Here is a 14048-nt window from a genome sequence, read left to right as displayed (position 1 = left end):
TCAACAGAATGGACAGACATCGTGAGCAAGGTCTGGTTCGTCACTGGTTCGTCGCGTGGTTTGGGCCGCTGTTTCATCGAGGCCGCGCTTTCTCGCGGCGACCGGGTTGCGGCGACCGCCAGGAACATCGATGGCTTCGACGAGCTGGTCGCCGCCTACGGCGATGCGGTGCTGCCGCTCGAGATGGACGTGACCGACAAGGCCGCCGTCTTCGAGAGCGTGAAGCGGGCACACGGGCACTTCGGCCGTCTGGACGTCATCGTGAACAACGCGGGCTACGCCCAGATCGGCGCGATCGAGGAACTCTCCGAGCAGGAACTGCGCGACCAGCTGGAGACCAACGTGTTCGGTGCGGTGTGGGTCATCCAGGCCGCGTTGCCCCACCTGCGTGAGCAGGGCGCGGGGCACATCATCCAGCTGTCCTCGGCGGCCGGTCTCATCGCGATGCCGCTCGGCGGCGCGTACCACATCTCCAAGTGGGGAGTCGAAGCCCTGAACGAAAGCCTCGCCAACGAGGTCGCCGGCTTCGGCGTCAAGGTGACCGTGATCGAGCCAGGCGGCTTCGCCACCAGGGACGGCAAGAACCCCAACCCACTCGACAACGGCCACATGGCCAAGACCGACCCGGTCTACGACGGCCTGCGCCAGCGCCTCGGCGCTGTCGCGGGTCGGCAGCCGGCCGGTGACCCGGCCGCGGCGGCCCAGGCACTCCTGACGATCGTCGACGTCGACAACCCGCCTCTGCGTGTGCTCTTCGGTCGGGGCTTCTACCCGATGATCCAGCAGGCCTACGCGGATCGTCTCAAGACCTGGGCCGACTGGCAGGATCTCTCCGCCGAGGCGCACGGCAACCGCGACCAGGTCAACCTCGTGCCATGACTCAGCCGATGACCGACAGCAGGTCGGCGCAGAAGTTCTCGGTGTCGTCCGGGTCCGCGAGCTCGTCGCGGCCGGTGCTGTCGAGTACGCGGAACGACAACACCTCGTCGTCGTCGAACACGACCTCCCAGCGAACCAGTCCCGCATCGTTGAACAACCTGGCGCCGTCCGGGCCGTATGCCTTGGTGGAGCCCGCGGCGAGGCCGACGAGGGTCACCGTGCCGTCGCCGTTGTCGGTCAGCGACATGTCCTTCTCGAAGACGGCGTTGAAGACCTGCGTGAAGGACTTGCCGTTGGCGAGGTTGGTCAAGGTGTCCGTGCCGTGCAAGGTGTCCACGAAGTAGTCGAACCCGTCGCGACGCTGGCTGACGGACTCGCTGATCATGACCTCCCGGTCGTGCTGGAGGGTGAGGCCGCACTGCGTGATCACTTCGCTGCGCGAGAGGTAGAAGTGCGCGCCATGCGGTGACGCGGCGGTCGCCGGAACGACCGTGGTGCCAAGCAGCAGGGCGACGGTTCCACCCGCCACCCCAATTCGGCGAAACGCTTTGATGATACCCATTTCAACCATCCTGACCTGCGAAAACTTGCCTGAACCGCCTGTCCGTCGAAAGTGGACTTGTGGTCGTTACGGCAGCGTCGCAGGGGTTGTCGTCCGGTCGCGGGGCGTTATGCGCCGGATGGGCTCACCTGCTCCGGTACGCGCGGATGACGGTCTGTGTAACGGTGTTGCCGGCGGAGTCGGTGGCATGGGCGCGTAGTGATACGTACCGGTTACCCCCCGGATGGTTGATCGTCGCCGTGTCGTTGGTGACAGTGACGGGGCGCCACGTGCGCCCGTCGTCGAAGGACACGTCGGCCGACAGCGCGGTGACGGTGGCTTCCGGGGCGTTGTACGGCTGCTGCACGGTGATCGGGATCCGGATCGAGTCGGCGGTCACCGCGTTGTGGGTGTCGAGGCCCGGTGGGGCGAAGCGGACGGCCATCAGCGGCAGCCCCGTGCCGCCCTTGCCCTTGCCTTCGGCCCCCGGCTCCGGCGGGCGTGCCGAGGTGAACGTCCACACGCACGAGATCCGCGTCGAGAACGACGACACTCCTGACCGTTTGGCCCGCACCTCCAACCGGTACGGGGTCGGCTCGGCCGGTACCTCGAACTGGCCGGCGCCGGGCTGCGTGGTCTTCCCGACCTCGACGCCGTCCTGGTACAGCACCGTCGTCCCGGAGTCCACCATGGACACTCCGGCCCGGTCGAGACCGGCGTCGCCGTACATCGGGAGGTTGATCGCGAGCACGTCGCCGAACCGGGAGGCGAACTCGCCGTCGGCGGTGAAGCTCGGACCGAACACCGCGGAGTTCCATTCCTCCACAGTGGACTGTCCGGGCTGGTGGTCGACAAGGCCGCCGGTCACTACCGTTTCGGTACGTATCTGCTTGTTGACCACTGACCACTGCTGCAGCTCCCCGGACCACCGCAGGCCGTCCACGTTGTGGTACTCGGTACGTGCCAACGGTAGCCGGAAGCCGAACCCGAAACCGTTGCTCACGTCGAACCGCGGCTCCCTGGCGACCCAGATCTTGGTGCCCTGTTTGCGGTCCGCCTGCGCGCGGTACGTAGCACGCACCTCGGCCAGGTCGCGGTCCACGACGTGCCGCGCGAACCCGGTGGGCAGGACGCCGTAGTCGAACCACGCCAGGTTGTAGGTCACCGTGCTCCGCAGCACCTCGCCATGCGAGTCCGGCACGGCCCACACGCCGCCGATGCTGGTGACCATTTCCTCGTCCGGCACCGGGTTCCCGCTCTGGCCGACGCCGATCCGCTCGAACGTGTCGCCGAGCACGCCGGTGGACAGCGTGCTGTGCGGGGTGAACCGGTGGTACGCCACGGCCACCGCCTTCGGCACGACGTTCTGGCGGTCGAAGGTCACCGCCACGGGCCGGGCCGACCGGGCGTCGAGCACGACCGTCGTGTCGGCCCGCACGTCGACCGTCGGGTCGACCAGCTTGGCCGAGTCGAACGTCGTCCCACCCGGTCGTGGTGTGCTGATCGCGGCGTCCACGTGGTACCGCCCGGCACGTACCCGAAGCGTGCCGGTACCACCGATCCCCGGCACCGGGCGGAACCGCCGCTGATCCAACCCGAACACGAAGGAGAAGTGGCTGTCGGTCAACGCCCCGGTGCCGTCACGTGTTTCCAGTGTCAGGTCGTAGCTTTCCGGCTCCCGGTCCACCGCCACCGGGGTGACGACGCGGACACCGGTGTCGTCCGTGGCCACGATGTGCGCGCCGAACGCGCCTTCCGCTGCCGGCAACGCCGTGTCGACGGTGATCTCCACGGCGGCCTGGCCGCCTGCCGGAATGGTCAGCGATTGTGTGGAGAGCCGGAACATGCCGTCCGGGACCGGCTCGCCGCCGGGCCCGCCGACCGGCAGGGTCAGCCGCACGTTCTTCGGTGACGTACCGGCGTTGTGGTACGTCACCGTCCTGGCCACCGCCGAGTCGTCCTCGTGCGGCCAGCTCATCCGTCCTACTGAGACAGTTGACGGCGAGGCGTAGACGTTCTGCCCGACCGCTCGTGCCGCGTCCACCCGGCCAGCGCCCTGCTCGTAAACACCGGTACCGTCCAGTGGCTTCGCTGAGCCGACCAACGCGGCCTTCAACTGCGTGCCGGTCCACTCCGGGTGCTGCTGCGCCAGAATGGCGGCCGCGCCGGCCACGTGCGGGGTCGCCATGGACGTTCCACTCAGCGATACGTACCGGTCGCCGCGCTCGCCGCGATCGGAGAACCGGGATCGGGCCGCGAGGATCTCCACGCCCGGAGCCAGGATCTCCGGCTTCAGCGCCGCGTCGTGCACCCGAGGCCCTCGGCCGGAGAAGCCGGCGAGCGCGTCCTGGTCGTCGACCGCGCCCACGGCGAGCGCGGCGTCGGCGCTGGCCGGCGAGGCGACCGTCTCGGCGCCGTAGCCGCCGTCGTTGCCGGCCGCGACGACGAACAGCGTGCCGTGCTCGGCGCTGAGCCGCTCGATCGCGACCTCCAGCAGGTCGTCGTCCGCCGTGTCCGGGCCGCCGAGACTCAGGTTCACCACCTTCGCCCCGGCCGCCGCGGCCCATTCCATCCCCGCCAGGATCGCGGACTCCTGGCACGCCGAGCCCGCGCACACCTTGCCCACCAACAGCTTCGCGCCCGGCGCGACCCCGGTGTGGCGACGGGCGGACGCCACGCCCGTGCCGGCGATGGTCGACGCCACGTGCGTGCCGTGCCCGTCTGTGTCCCGGACGCTCGGCTCGGACGTGAAGTTCTTCGTGGCCGCCACCCGCCGGCGCAGGTCGGGATGGGTGTCGTCGATTCCCGTGTCCAGCACGGCGACCGGCACTCCGGCGCCGTTGTAGCCGGCCTTCCACGCGACCGGGGCGCCGATCTGGGGGACACTCACGTCCAGGCTCGGCCGGCGCGTCCCGTCCAGCCAGACGCGGCCGGCGCCGCGGTGCGCGGCCCAGAACTCGGCCGCGTTCTGCTTGGGTTGGCGCACCGCCACCGCGTCCAGCGCCGGCAGCGTGCGCGTGACGGTGGCGCCCGTCGACTGTCCACCTTGGACGATCAGGGGGATGTCGGCACGTCCGGCGTCGCCGAGGCCGTCCCGCAGCAGCGCGGCCACGTCGAACAGGCGCTGGTCCAGCTGCCCGGTGCGCACGGCGGTCCACGCGTCGTTCGGCACCACCAGCAGCGAGTCGTCGACGGCGGTGGTGGCGAAGTGCACCTGTTCACGGCCCGGCGCAGGCTGCACCTGTGGTACCAGTTGTTCACCGACCCGCCGCACGGTTACGTGATCACCAGTGATCAGTGTGATCGCGCCGACGAACTGGCTGGCCGGGGCCGGCAGGCTCTCCGCCTGCCCGGGAACCGGTGACCAGCCCGCCGCCACCGCCGCGGCGAGCAGGACCACGGACAGCTTCGCCCCGACCGGCATGGCGCCCTCCCGTATTCAAGATCTGTAGATACAAACCAAACCGGTTGCCGCCGCCGCGTCAAGGGGCTTGGCCGAGCGACTTCGTGCACCGCACCTTCCAGGAGTACTTGGCGGCGAAGGAAGCCGTCGACGAGGACCGCATCGATGTGCTGACCCGACACACCGGCACAAGACGCATGCCCGCATGCTGCGCCTACTTGCCGCTGCCTACATGGACCTCGAGGTCGTCGAACCCGCGATCGCCGCTCGCGTCGAGGAAGCGCTCAAGGCAGTGGTCCCGCCGCGCGGCCAACGAGAGGCCCGGTCGGTCGCTTCGGGCGGTGCCGCTGTGCTCCATCGAAACGAGGCTCTGCGCGGCTCGCTGGATACGCCCACGACCCTCATGCTGAATCATGGCCAGGAAGTGGTCGGCACCGGATTGAATGGGTGTAGCGGTCCACGTTCGTGTGCTGATCTCACCCCCGGTGAATCACTCTCTGTTCTCCTGATTTGATTGGCCCGGCATTCCACAGTGCTCGGTGTACTCAGGACGTTAGAGCTCTCTTCCGGAAAGACGTGTGTCCTTCCGGAGGTGGGAAGGAGTGAGTGTGCCGAACAATCGACAACCCCCGAGGCCTCGGGACCGGATCATGGGTGCCCGGTTGCGGGCGATCCGCAAGGAGCGGACGAGCTTGAGCCTCGAAGCCGCGGCGAAGGTGCTGGGCTGGGGGCTCTCGAAGATGTCCAGGATCGAGAACGGTCTACGCCGCATCAGTACCGAGGAAGTGGCGATGATCCTCACCGCCTACCAGATTCCCTCCGCCGAGCGCGATGAGATCGTCGCGGAGGCCAGGGCGGACAACGCCTCGGGTTGGTGGGATCGCCCGCTGCCGGGTGTTCCCGCCGAGATGGGAACTCTGGCCAGTTATGCCGCCGACGCGAACAGTCTCACGAACTGGGCCGTTTCGGTGGTGCCAGGCCTGCTGCAAACCGAGGCGTACGCCATGGCGCTCATTCTCTCGGACGACGTTCCCCGAGACGTCGCGGAGTTGCGGTGGTTGGCGCGACGGAGACGACAGAAAATTCTCGGCACCGTCGACTATTTCGCCTACCTCAGCGAGACGGCGCTCCGGACACCATTCGGCGGCCCCGACGGCCACCGGCAACAAATCAGACACCTTCTGGATGCGCGCGTGCGCGGGATTCCCGTTCGGATAGTCCGTGAACACCTGCCGGTGGGACTGGTCACGCACTCATGGCTCTACATGACTTTCCCGCACACCCCGCCGGTGGTGAACGTCGAGGTGGCCGAAGGTGGGGTCTACCTCCACGACGACCAGGCGGAGCCGTACGCCAAGGTGATCGCCAAGCTGGATCGCATCGCCCTCACCGTCAGTGACAGTCAGGATATGCTCCGAGCAATCCTGAAGGAGGCGTGATCATGGACTGGCGCAAGTCGACCTTCAGCGGGTCGGGCGGCGACTGTGTGGAGGTCAGGCAGGACCTGGCTGCTCTCCGGGACAGCAAGAGCCCCACCGGGCCCGTGTTGGCCGTTGACTTGTCCCGGCTGCTGGCGGCGGTCAAGGCCGGGGAACTGAACCGCTGAAGGTGGTGCGGCCCGCCCGGCCCCATACTCCGGGCGGGCCGCGTCGGCGTTACACCGCTCCCGCGTTCTGGCTGATCCAGCTGCGGAAGGCCGGCACGTCGACGTAGATCGACGGTTCGCGGGCGCACGTCGCGCTGCCGCCGGAGCGGCTCGTCGCGCCGATCAGCTGCCAGACGCCGTTGACCCGCTTGATCTCCGGGCCGCCGGAGTCGCCGTAGCAGGCGCCCGCGGTGTTGCCCGTGTTGTCGGTGCAGATCTCGGTGGACCCGGCGATGCCGCCATTCACGCACTCGCTGTCGTTGACGATCGACGTGTCCAGTTCCTGCAGGGTGACCGGCGCCGAGCCGCAGCCTCGGGTCGGGCAGGTCAGGCCCCACCCGATGATCCTGGTCTGGGTGCCGACCGCGCCGGAGGACGCCGCGACGGCGACCGGCTGCTGGCTGACGGAGGTCGCCAGCTGGAGCAGTGCGATGTCGCCCGACGGGTGGGCGATTCGCCTGGACACCCGTGCGACGGTGCCGCCGCTGGTCCGGTTGTTGGACCCGACCCGAACCTGGAACGGAGTGCCGCAGTGCGCCGCGGTGACCACCCAGTTCGCCTTGATCAACGAGCCGCCGCAGGAGTGGCTGCCGCTGCTGCTCTGCAGCGAGACCATGAACGAGTAGGTTTGCGTCGCGTTGTGGCCACCCACGATGTACGGGGTGACGTCGTCGGAGGTCGCCGCTCCCGCGGTGCCCGGCGCGATGAGGCCGGAGATTGCGGTGGCGGCGATGGCGGCCAAGCTCACGAGCAGGGTTCGCGCTCTCATGTAACCATTTCTCCCTTGATCGGCCGGGGCCCTCGACCCGGTAAACCGACCGTAGGGATGCGCTGACACCCCGTGACACCCCCATTCGGAGGTTCACATCCACAGACAGCCGTGATCAGTCCGGCTCGAGCATGGGCACGAGGAACTTCCGCGCCACGGCACGCACCTGCTCGTCGTCGTCAAGGTCCACGACCTGGCTCGGGGTGAGCAGGAACGACGAGCAGACGCGTGCCATCAGCTCCGCCACGAGCTCGACGTCCACCTCGGACGACACGTGGCCGGCGCGCTGTTCGCGGCGAAGCTGGTGCGCGACGAACCGCTGTACCGCGGCGAGTGTCCGGCCGCCGTCGCGGATCATGGCCGGCACGAGCACGTCCGGCTCGACCGTCAACAGGCCGCCGATCAGCGGGTTGTGCCGGATGGCCCGCAACGCGCTGACGAACCCCGCCACGACCCGGTCGGCGGCGGTCCTGGCCTCCTGGATGTCGAGGACGAACTGGTCGAAGTACCGCCGGAACTCACGACGTACCACCTGCTCGACGAGCGCGTCCTTCGTGGCGAAACGGCGGTAGACGGTGATCCGGGAGACCCCGGCGCGCCGCGCCACATCCTCCATTGTGGACCGTCGAATTCCCATGCGGCAGAACTGTTCGTAGGCGCCGTCGAGCACCCGCGTGGTGACCTCGTCGGCGTCGTCGGCCGGCTCGTCCGCGCCGGCGAATATCCGTTCCAGTAATGACTCCGTGACCTTCTCCTTGCTATGATACGCGCTTACACATCTTGTATCACGGTATCAACCCTGGTGGTCGGCACTCAAGGAGGAGTTCCGGACATGGACCAGCTCAACAGGCGCAAGATGTTGCTCATGAGCGGCGGGATGCTGGGCGCCCTGGGTGCGTTGGGCACGCCCGCCCAGGCGGCGGCGACGGATCCGAAGTGGGTGTGGGACCCCGAGGCCGATCCACTGCTCGCCAGGATCTTCGAACGAGGCCAGGTACCCGAGGTCAACCGGCTGTTGCGCACGTGGACCCGCAACGACCAGCCACTGCCGGACGGGTTGCCGGCGGACCTGCGTGAGTTCATCGAGGAGGCCCGACGGCTGCCGTCGTGGGCGGATCAGGCCACATTGGACCGAGCCGCGGATTTCACGCAGCGCAAGGGAACCTACCTGGTTCTGCTGTACGGCATGGGCGGCGGCATCCTGAGCACGGCCATCCCGAACGAGGCTCGGGCCGTGTACTACTCCCAGGGCGGCGCGGACCTGAAGGACCGCGCGGCCAAGACCGGCAAGCTCGGCTACGACCTCCATGAGCTGAACGCCTTCCGACCCGACGGCCACATACTCGTGACCGCGGTGAAGACCCGCCTGGTGCACGCGGCCGTCCGGCACCTGCTGCCGCAGTCCCCGCACTGGGGCGGCGAGATCCCGATCAGCCAGAACGACATGCTGGTCACCTGGCACACGCTGCCCACGTATGTCATGCGCAAACTGACCGAGTGGCGGGTCCCGGTCACCTCCGCGGAGGGCGACGCCTACCTGCACGCCTGGCGGGTCACCGCCCACATGCTCGGCATCAGGGACGAGTTCATCCCGGCCACCTGGGCAGCGGCCAACGCCCAGTCGCGGCAGGTGCTGGACCCCGCCATGGGCCCCACCCGCGAGGGCGTGGACCTGGCCGACAAGATCCTGGCGATCTCCGCCAGGGGAATCACACCGGACGGCAGCACGCGGCCCCTGCTGAACGCCCTTGCCCGCTATCTGGTCGGAGACCGGGTGGCCGACTGGTCCGCCGTCCGCCGGGAGCCGTTCTGGAGTCCGCTGATCAGCACCGGTTTCCCTGCCTGGGTGGCCTTGCGGGAACACCTCATGCCGCTGCCCCTGGTGCCAGAGATCGCGTGGACCCTCGACGAGGTGGTGCGCCAGTACATCCTGTTCTACCTCTCCGGAGGAGAACAGATCAGCATCGAGATCCCAGAGGGCAACCGCCCCTCCTGAGCCAGGTTGCCCGCGGGGGTGCGGTGCCCTGAAAGACGCGTTCGCGACAGAGCCGTGCCCTGAAAGACGCGCTCGGGACGTTCAACCTCGATCCACCGGTGATTTTGTGGGGTGTCGCGCCTTGCGGGGAGGTGCTGGCCTGGTCAGGCCCGCTTCGCGGGCGCCGGGCGCGCAGCGCCCGGCGCGCACCCGCAGGGTGCGTCGCGAAGGACGCGTTTGGGATACGGCTGGTGGCCTGAAAGACGCGATGGGGACGTTCAACGACATGAGCGCGTCTTTCGGGACATTGCCGTGGCGTGAACAAGCCATATGGGTGCGCGGTCAGCATGACCTGAGCGTGTGGGGAAGGACGCCTTCCTCGCATGGCCGTCGGCCCAAGTCGCCACCGCCCCTGATTACGCGCAATTTCGGGCGCGAAGCGCCCGAAACCGCGCAGCGGGACCATCGAACCGCACGCAAGCCACCAAGACCATCGGTGGATCTGGGTTCAACGACATGAACGCGTCTTCGAGACAGCCGGCGCTGCGCGCCTTGCCCGCGTAGTGGGCGAAGCCGCGACGCTTTGCGGCAGGGGGGTCGATCGATTCAGCGTTCGCGATGGCCGCGGCCGCTGGAAACCGCCGAGCCTTCCTCGCCGTGGGCGTGGTGAAGGACGCTTTCATCGCATGGCCGGCCGCTAGACTTGCCGCTGCTCTTGGGCGCGACGCTGGTGGACGCGGTGGATGGTGTGAAGCGTGACCGATGACGTGTGGCGGCCACTCCGGCGTCGGGTGGCTGTGTTCACCGCGGCGGGTGGGCCGCTGTTCGCGGCCTACGTGATCACGCACAGCTCCACGCTGGAGGGAGTCGTGGTCGGAGTGCCGCTGTTCGCTGCCGGCGGGTTCGCGATTGGGGCTCTGGTCGCCGGGGCACGCGAAGTCGAGCGGGTGTGGATCGCGCTCGGGCTTGTGGCGCTCGCTGTCGTGGCTTCGGTCGCGTTCGCGGTGTCAGGACTGTGACTACGGTCTGATCTGGTACGTGACCAGTGAGCGGGCCGGCGCGGTTGCCGTGAACGTGCCGCCGTTCACCGCGATCGCGGGTTGGGCCGTCATGCTGTTTGCCGTTGTTGGTCAGGTACGGGGTCGCGGTGCCGGTGGTGATGCCGGTGTTCGGCAGCGTGTACGACACCGACGTGGCGCTGCTGGCCGCGTTGAGGACGACGACCGCCACGGTGCCGTCGGTGTTCCGGTACGCGGACAGCCGCAGGTTGCCGTCGCCGGTGGTGGTGGCGATACGTGTCGCGTTCGGGCGCACGAAGCGGCTGTAGTTCGCGATCGCCCAGAGTCGTTTGGACACCCGGTAGCCGTCGCCGTTCAGCTGTATCAGGCCTCGGGTGGCGCCGACCGACGCGCCGTACCAGTAGACGTAACCGTTGACGTTGCCGGTGGTGAGTGCGGTGTGGACGGCCTGCGCGACCGCGAAACCGTCGTAGCCGCTGCCGTCGTCCCAGTTCTCGTTCCACGTCGTGCCGTTGGGGGACCACTCCGACATCCAGGTGCGTTTCTGTGTTGGCAGCGGGGCGTTGACCTGGCTGGCGTAGTTGTGACCGGTGTGGGTCGCCACGTGGCCGCGTGCGGTGGGGTCGGCCTCGATCGCGCTGGTGTAGTTGCGTTGCTGGGTCCAGTCGAACGAGTCGCAGCATGCCACCTTCAGGCCGGCGGACGCGGCGATCGGTCCCATGATCCTGGTGAACTCGGCCGCCTGCGCCGGGGTGAACCGCATCGAGGAATACGTTGTGGTGTAGTCGGGTTCGTTGGTGAAGCCGATGTCGGTGACCGTGATGCCTTCCTGCGCGTAGAACCTGGCGTACTGGACGAGATAGTTCGCGTAGGCGGTGCGCCAGTCGCCGCTCGCGCACGACGCGCCCGACAGCCCGCACAGCGTGCCGCCGTTCGCCTCGTCGTTGTTGGTCTTCATGTAGGCGGGCGCGCTCCACGCGTTGGCGTAGAAGCGGGTCACCCCGTACGCCTTGGCCTGCTGGGCAAGCCACACCTGGCTGTCGTCGTCGCGGTCCCAGACATACCGTGGCGTCGCGTTCGGCCCACCCGGGTTGGTCGGCTGGATCGACGAGTTGGCGGTCGAGCCGACGTGCAGTCGCAGGATGGACAGACCAACTCCGGCCGTGCGGGACAGCAGCAGGTCCAGCACCTGCCGCTGCCGGGTCGCCGACAGGCCCTCCGAACCGTGCATGATCGCCCCGCGGCCGAACGCCTCGGAGAACCCGAAACCGTCGATGGGCTGGAGGTTCCGCGCACCGTCGACGGTCGCCGTGGACGCGGCGTGCGCCGCCGGTGGGGCGACGAGCAGGCCCAGCGCGAGCAGGATGGCGGTCGCCAGAGCCAACAGCCCTGTTCTGGGCACGGCGGAACCTCGGGGCATCGTTGCCTCCGTTGGTGTGAACGAAACAGCGCAAGCTAAATGGTCGTTCCGGCGGTGTCAACAAATGCCTTTGCGCACCGAAAATTTCGGAATTCGAAGTGGAATGTGGTCCATTTCGCGAGCGCCGCGTGCGTCCTGGTTGTACCTGGCTGACCTTCCGCTGTAGCCGCCTTGACCTCCGTGCGCTGCGCTGATGTGGTCGGTAGGGCGCTACTGGGAGGTGCGGTATGGCCATGGTCAGGCCGAAGGACAAGCAGGTCTACGCGACGCCGCTCGCCACGGGTGAGGTGTTCATCGACGCATCGCCCGAGGAGGCGTACGAGATCGTCAGTGATCCGGTGCGCATGGCGGGCTTCGCCGAGGAGTTCTACAAAGCACGGTGGATCCGCGGCGCGAAGGGCCCCGCCGTCGGTAGCTGGTTCTCCGGCAGCAACCGCAACGGGTGGCGGCGCTGGGTGACCCACGCGCAGGTCACCGAGGCCGAGCCCGGTCGCCGGTTCGCATTCCGGGTGCGGTTCCTCGTGCCGATCTCCCGATGGGAGTACGAGATCACCTCGGCGGGGGACGGCTGCTGCGTCACCGTGCGGAACTGGCTGCGGGCACCGCTCTGGTTCGTCCCGATCGCCATCCTCATCACCGGCCAGCCGGACCGGCCCACCACCAACAAGAACAACATCGCCACCACACTGGCGCGGCTGAAGGCGCATCTGGAGTCCCCGGTCAGCACCATCGAAGATCGTCGCCGGCCGGAGTGGACAGTCTAGACGGAACTGGCGCCACGAGAGTCCCGCGGTAGGTGGCGCAGGCCGTCGACGAGGACGGCGATCCTCGGCGCTGACGTCGGCGAACCGTGCCGTCGGCGACCGCGGCATCGAGCAGCGCCGCGCGGGTGGGGCCGAGTCGCTGCAGGAAATAGCCGGGTAGGCCAGAGAACGCCGGATCGCCCGAGTGCAGCGCGGCCCTGGAGAACCCGGGACTGCGCCGCGGCCTGACCTGCTGCCCCAGACCCACGCCACGGAAGCCCACTCCACGCCGGCCGGTCGCTCCCCGGTCGCCGCGTAGTCCTCGGCAACCGCCCGAAGCTGGTCGACGGTGAGCATGGCGGTCGCGGGCAGAGACACCCGGTCGGGGTCCCATGGGTCGTAGACGACCTCTGGCGGGTCAGTGGGCGGCTTGCCGGCGTTCGGACGTCGCGCTCAACTGGACGCAGGCCGTATCGCCCCATCGGGAGGAAGGCTCGTCCACAGTGGTCCATCAAACTGTTTTGATGTATCGTTCGTGGTGTGGTGTCCGATGTGGTTGCGGGGCCGCCGGTGTTCGTCCGGTTGGCTGGGCATTCGCTGCGGTGGCAGTTGCTCACCGCGCTCGCGGGGAGTGACTACCGGGTGCGTGAGTTGGTGACGTTGGTCGGCCAGCCGCAGAACCTGGTCTCCTACCACCTGCGGTTGCTTCGTGACGGCGGGTTGGTCACGGCGACGCGCAGTACCTTCGACGGTCGCGACAGCTACTACCACCTGGATCTCGACCGCTGTGCTGAGGCGTTCTCGGCGGCCGGGGCGGCTCTGCACCCGGCCTTGCGGTCGTCCGCCGCGCCCGCGAGCGGGGGTCGGATCGCGGTGCTGTTCGTGTGTACCGGCAACAGTGCGCGCTCACCCATTGCCGAGGCGTTGCTGCGGCATCACTCCCGCGGCCGCGTGCGCGTGGCCAGCGCCGGGACTCAGCCCAAGCCGCGGCTTCACCCGGACACCGCACGCGTGTTGCGGGAGGCGTTCGGCATCGAACTCGCCGGCGACCAGCGGCCGCGGCACGTCGACCGGGTGGCGCGCCGGTTCGACCACGTGATCACCTTGTGCGACAAGGCCCGTGAGGTCTGTCCCGAGTTCGACCACCAGCCGCGGCGGGCGCACTGGAGCATTCCTGACCCCGACCGTGCCGGCCTTCGGCGCACGGCGGCCGACATCGACACCCGTGTCCGGCATCTGTTACCCGTTCTCACCAGCCAGGGAGGTTCACGCCATGGCTGACCAACATGCCAGCGTCCGCTACCTCGTCGACGACGTCCAGGCAGCCGTCGACTTCTACACCACACATCTCGGCTTCACGCTGAACACCAACGTGGCCCCCGCGTTCGCCGACGTGACGCGTGGGCACCTTCGCCTGCTGCTGTCCGGACCCACCAGTTCCGGCGCCCGCGCCACGCCCGACGACGCCGCCGGCGCGGGCCGCAACCGCATCCACCTGATCGTCGACGACCTCGACGCCGAGATCAGCCGGCTTCGCGACGCGGGCCTGTCTTTCCGCAGTGACGCCGTTTCCGGCCCTGGCGGGCGTCAGATCCTGCTCGCCGATCCGGCCGGCAACCTGGTCGAGTTGTTCCAGCCGGCCGACCGGAGTTGA

13 protein-coding genes and 1 pseudogene are annotated in these 14048 nt (G+C 68.4%); 8 read left to right on the top strand and 6 right to left on the bottom strand.

From position 1 onward, the window contains the following. Positions 1 to 21: 21 nt before the first annotated feature. Positions 22 to 879 carry an SDR family NAD(P)-dependent oxidoreductase gene (locus VF106_RS02305; protein WP_330837846.1) on the top strand — a complete coding sequence of 286 codons (858 nt, stop codon included), beginning with the start codon at positions 22 to 24 and terminating at the stop codon, positions 877 to 879. Position 880: 1 nt separating this feature from the next. Here VF106_RS02305 and VF106_RS02300 read toward each other — a convergent pair whose 3' ends face one another. Both VF106_RS02300 and VF106_RS02295 read right to left on the bottom strand, forming a co-directional pair. Then, complete coding sequence (locus VF106_RS02300; RefSeq protein ID WP_330837845.1) at positions 881 to 1441, bottom strand: hypothetical protein; 561 nt, start codon at positions 1439 to 1441, stop codon at positions 881 to 883. A gap of 124 nt (positions 1442 to 1565) precedes the next feature. Next, positions 1566 to 4844, bottom strand: coding sequence for a S8 family peptidase (locus VF106_RS02295; protein ID WP_330837844.1), 3279 nt, complete (start codon positions 4842 to 4844; stop codon positions 1566 to 1568). Between the two features lie 184 nt (positions 4845 to 5028). On the opposite strand from VF106_RS02295, the gene VF106_RS02290 reads away from it, so the two are divergent. The 3 genes from VF106_RS02290 to VF106_RS02280 all read left to right on the top strand — a co-directional run bounded on the left by VF106_RS02290 (position 5029) and on the right by VF106_RS02280 (position 6429). Beyond that, a complete protein-coding gene (locus VF106_RS02290; RefSeq protein ID WP_330837843.1) occupies positions 5029 to 5337 on the top strand; it encodes a hypothetical protein in 309 nt (102 codons plus the stop codon). Between the two features lie 136 nt (positions 5338 to 5473). Beyond that, positions 5474 to 6262: a helix-turn-helix domain-containing protein gene (locus tag VF106_RS02285; protein WP_330837842.1), complete on the top strand. Its 789-nt coding sequence runs from the start codon at positions 5474 to 5476 to the stop codon at positions 6260 to 6262. 2 nt (positions 6263 to 6264) lie between these two features. Continuing rightward, complete coding sequence (locus tag VF106_RS02280) at positions 6265 to 6429, top strand: DUF397 domain-containing protein (protein ID WP_330837841.1); 165 nt, start codon at positions 6265 to 6267, stop codon at positions 6427 to 6429. A 49-nt stretch (positions 6430 to 6478) separates the two neighbouring features. Here the strand turns inward: VF106_RS02280 and VF106_RS02275 are convergent, their stop codons facing one another. Both VF106_RS02275 and VF106_RS02270 read right to left on the bottom strand, forming a co-directional pair. Continuing rightward, a complete protein-coding gene (locus VF106_RS02275) occupies positions 6479 to 7237 on the bottom strand; it encodes a S1 family peptidase (RefSeq protein WP_330837840.1) in 759 nt (252 codons plus the stop codon). Between the two features lie 115 nt (positions 7238 to 7352). Beyond that, entirely contained in the window at positions 7353 to 7961 is a 609-nt protein-coding gene (locus tag VF106_RS02270; protein ID WP_330837865.1) for a TetR/AcrR family transcriptional regulator, read from the bottom strand. A 108-nt stretch (positions 7962 to 8069) separates the two neighbouring features. Here VF106_RS02270 and VF106_RS02265 point away from each other — a divergent pair, with 108 nt between their 5' ends. Then, complete coding sequence (locus VF106_RS02265) at positions 8070 to 9233, top strand: oxygenase MpaB family protein (RefSeq protein ID WP_330837839.1); 1164 nt, start codon at positions 8070 to 8072, stop codon at positions 9231 to 9233. Between the two features lie 819 nt (positions 9234 to 10052). Here VF106_RS02265 and VF106_RS02260 read toward each other — a convergent pair. Next, complete coding sequence (locus tag VF106_RS02260) at positions 10053 to 11633, bottom strand: glycoside hydrolase family 30 protein (RefSeq protein ID WP_330837838.1); 1581 nt, start codon at positions 11631 to 11633, stop codon at positions 10053 to 10055. 251 nt (positions 11634 to 11884) lie between these two features. Here VF106_RS02260 and VF106_RS02255 point away from each other — a divergent pair, with 251 nt between their 5' ends. Next, on the top strand, positions 11885 to 12415 hold the full coding sequence (locus VF106_RS02255) for an SRPBCC family protein (protein ID WP_330837837.1): 531 nt from the start codon (positions 11885 to 11887) through the stop codon (positions 12413 to 12415). A 267-nt stretch (positions 12416 to 12682) separates the two neighbouring features. Here VF106_RS02255 and VF106_RS50790 read toward each other — a convergent pair. Then, positions 12683 to 12817 (bottom strand): annotated as a pseudogene (locus VF106_RS50790) (Imm1 family immunity protein); the annotation flags it as partial. Positions 12818 to 12946: 129 nt separating this feature from the next. Here VF106_RS50790 and VF106_RS02250 point away from each other — a divergent pair. Together VF106_RS02250 and VF106_RS02245 are read left to right on the top strand one after the other, a co-directional pair. Continuing rightward, a complete protein-coding gene (locus VF106_RS02250) occupies positions 12947 to 13675 on the top strand; it encodes an arsenate reductase/protein-tyrosine-phosphatase family protein (RefSeq protein WP_330837864.1) in 729 nt (242 codons plus the stop codon). Continuing rightward, positions 13668 to 14048, top strand: a complete 381-nt coding sequence (locus tag VF106_RS02245) for a VOC family protein (protein WP_330837836.1) — start codon at positions 13668 to 13670, stop codon at positions 14046 to 14048. Before VF106_RS02250 ends, VF106_RS02245 begins: the two co-directional genes overlap by 8 nt.

This window comes from Actinophytocola sp., from assembly GCF_036378875.1.
Lineage (GTDB): Bacteria > Actinomycetota > Actinomycetes > Mycobacteriales > Pseudonocardiaceae > Actinophytocola.
Note: the sequence above shows the minus strand (reverse complement) of the source record. Positions and strands in the feature narration are given on the sequence as shown.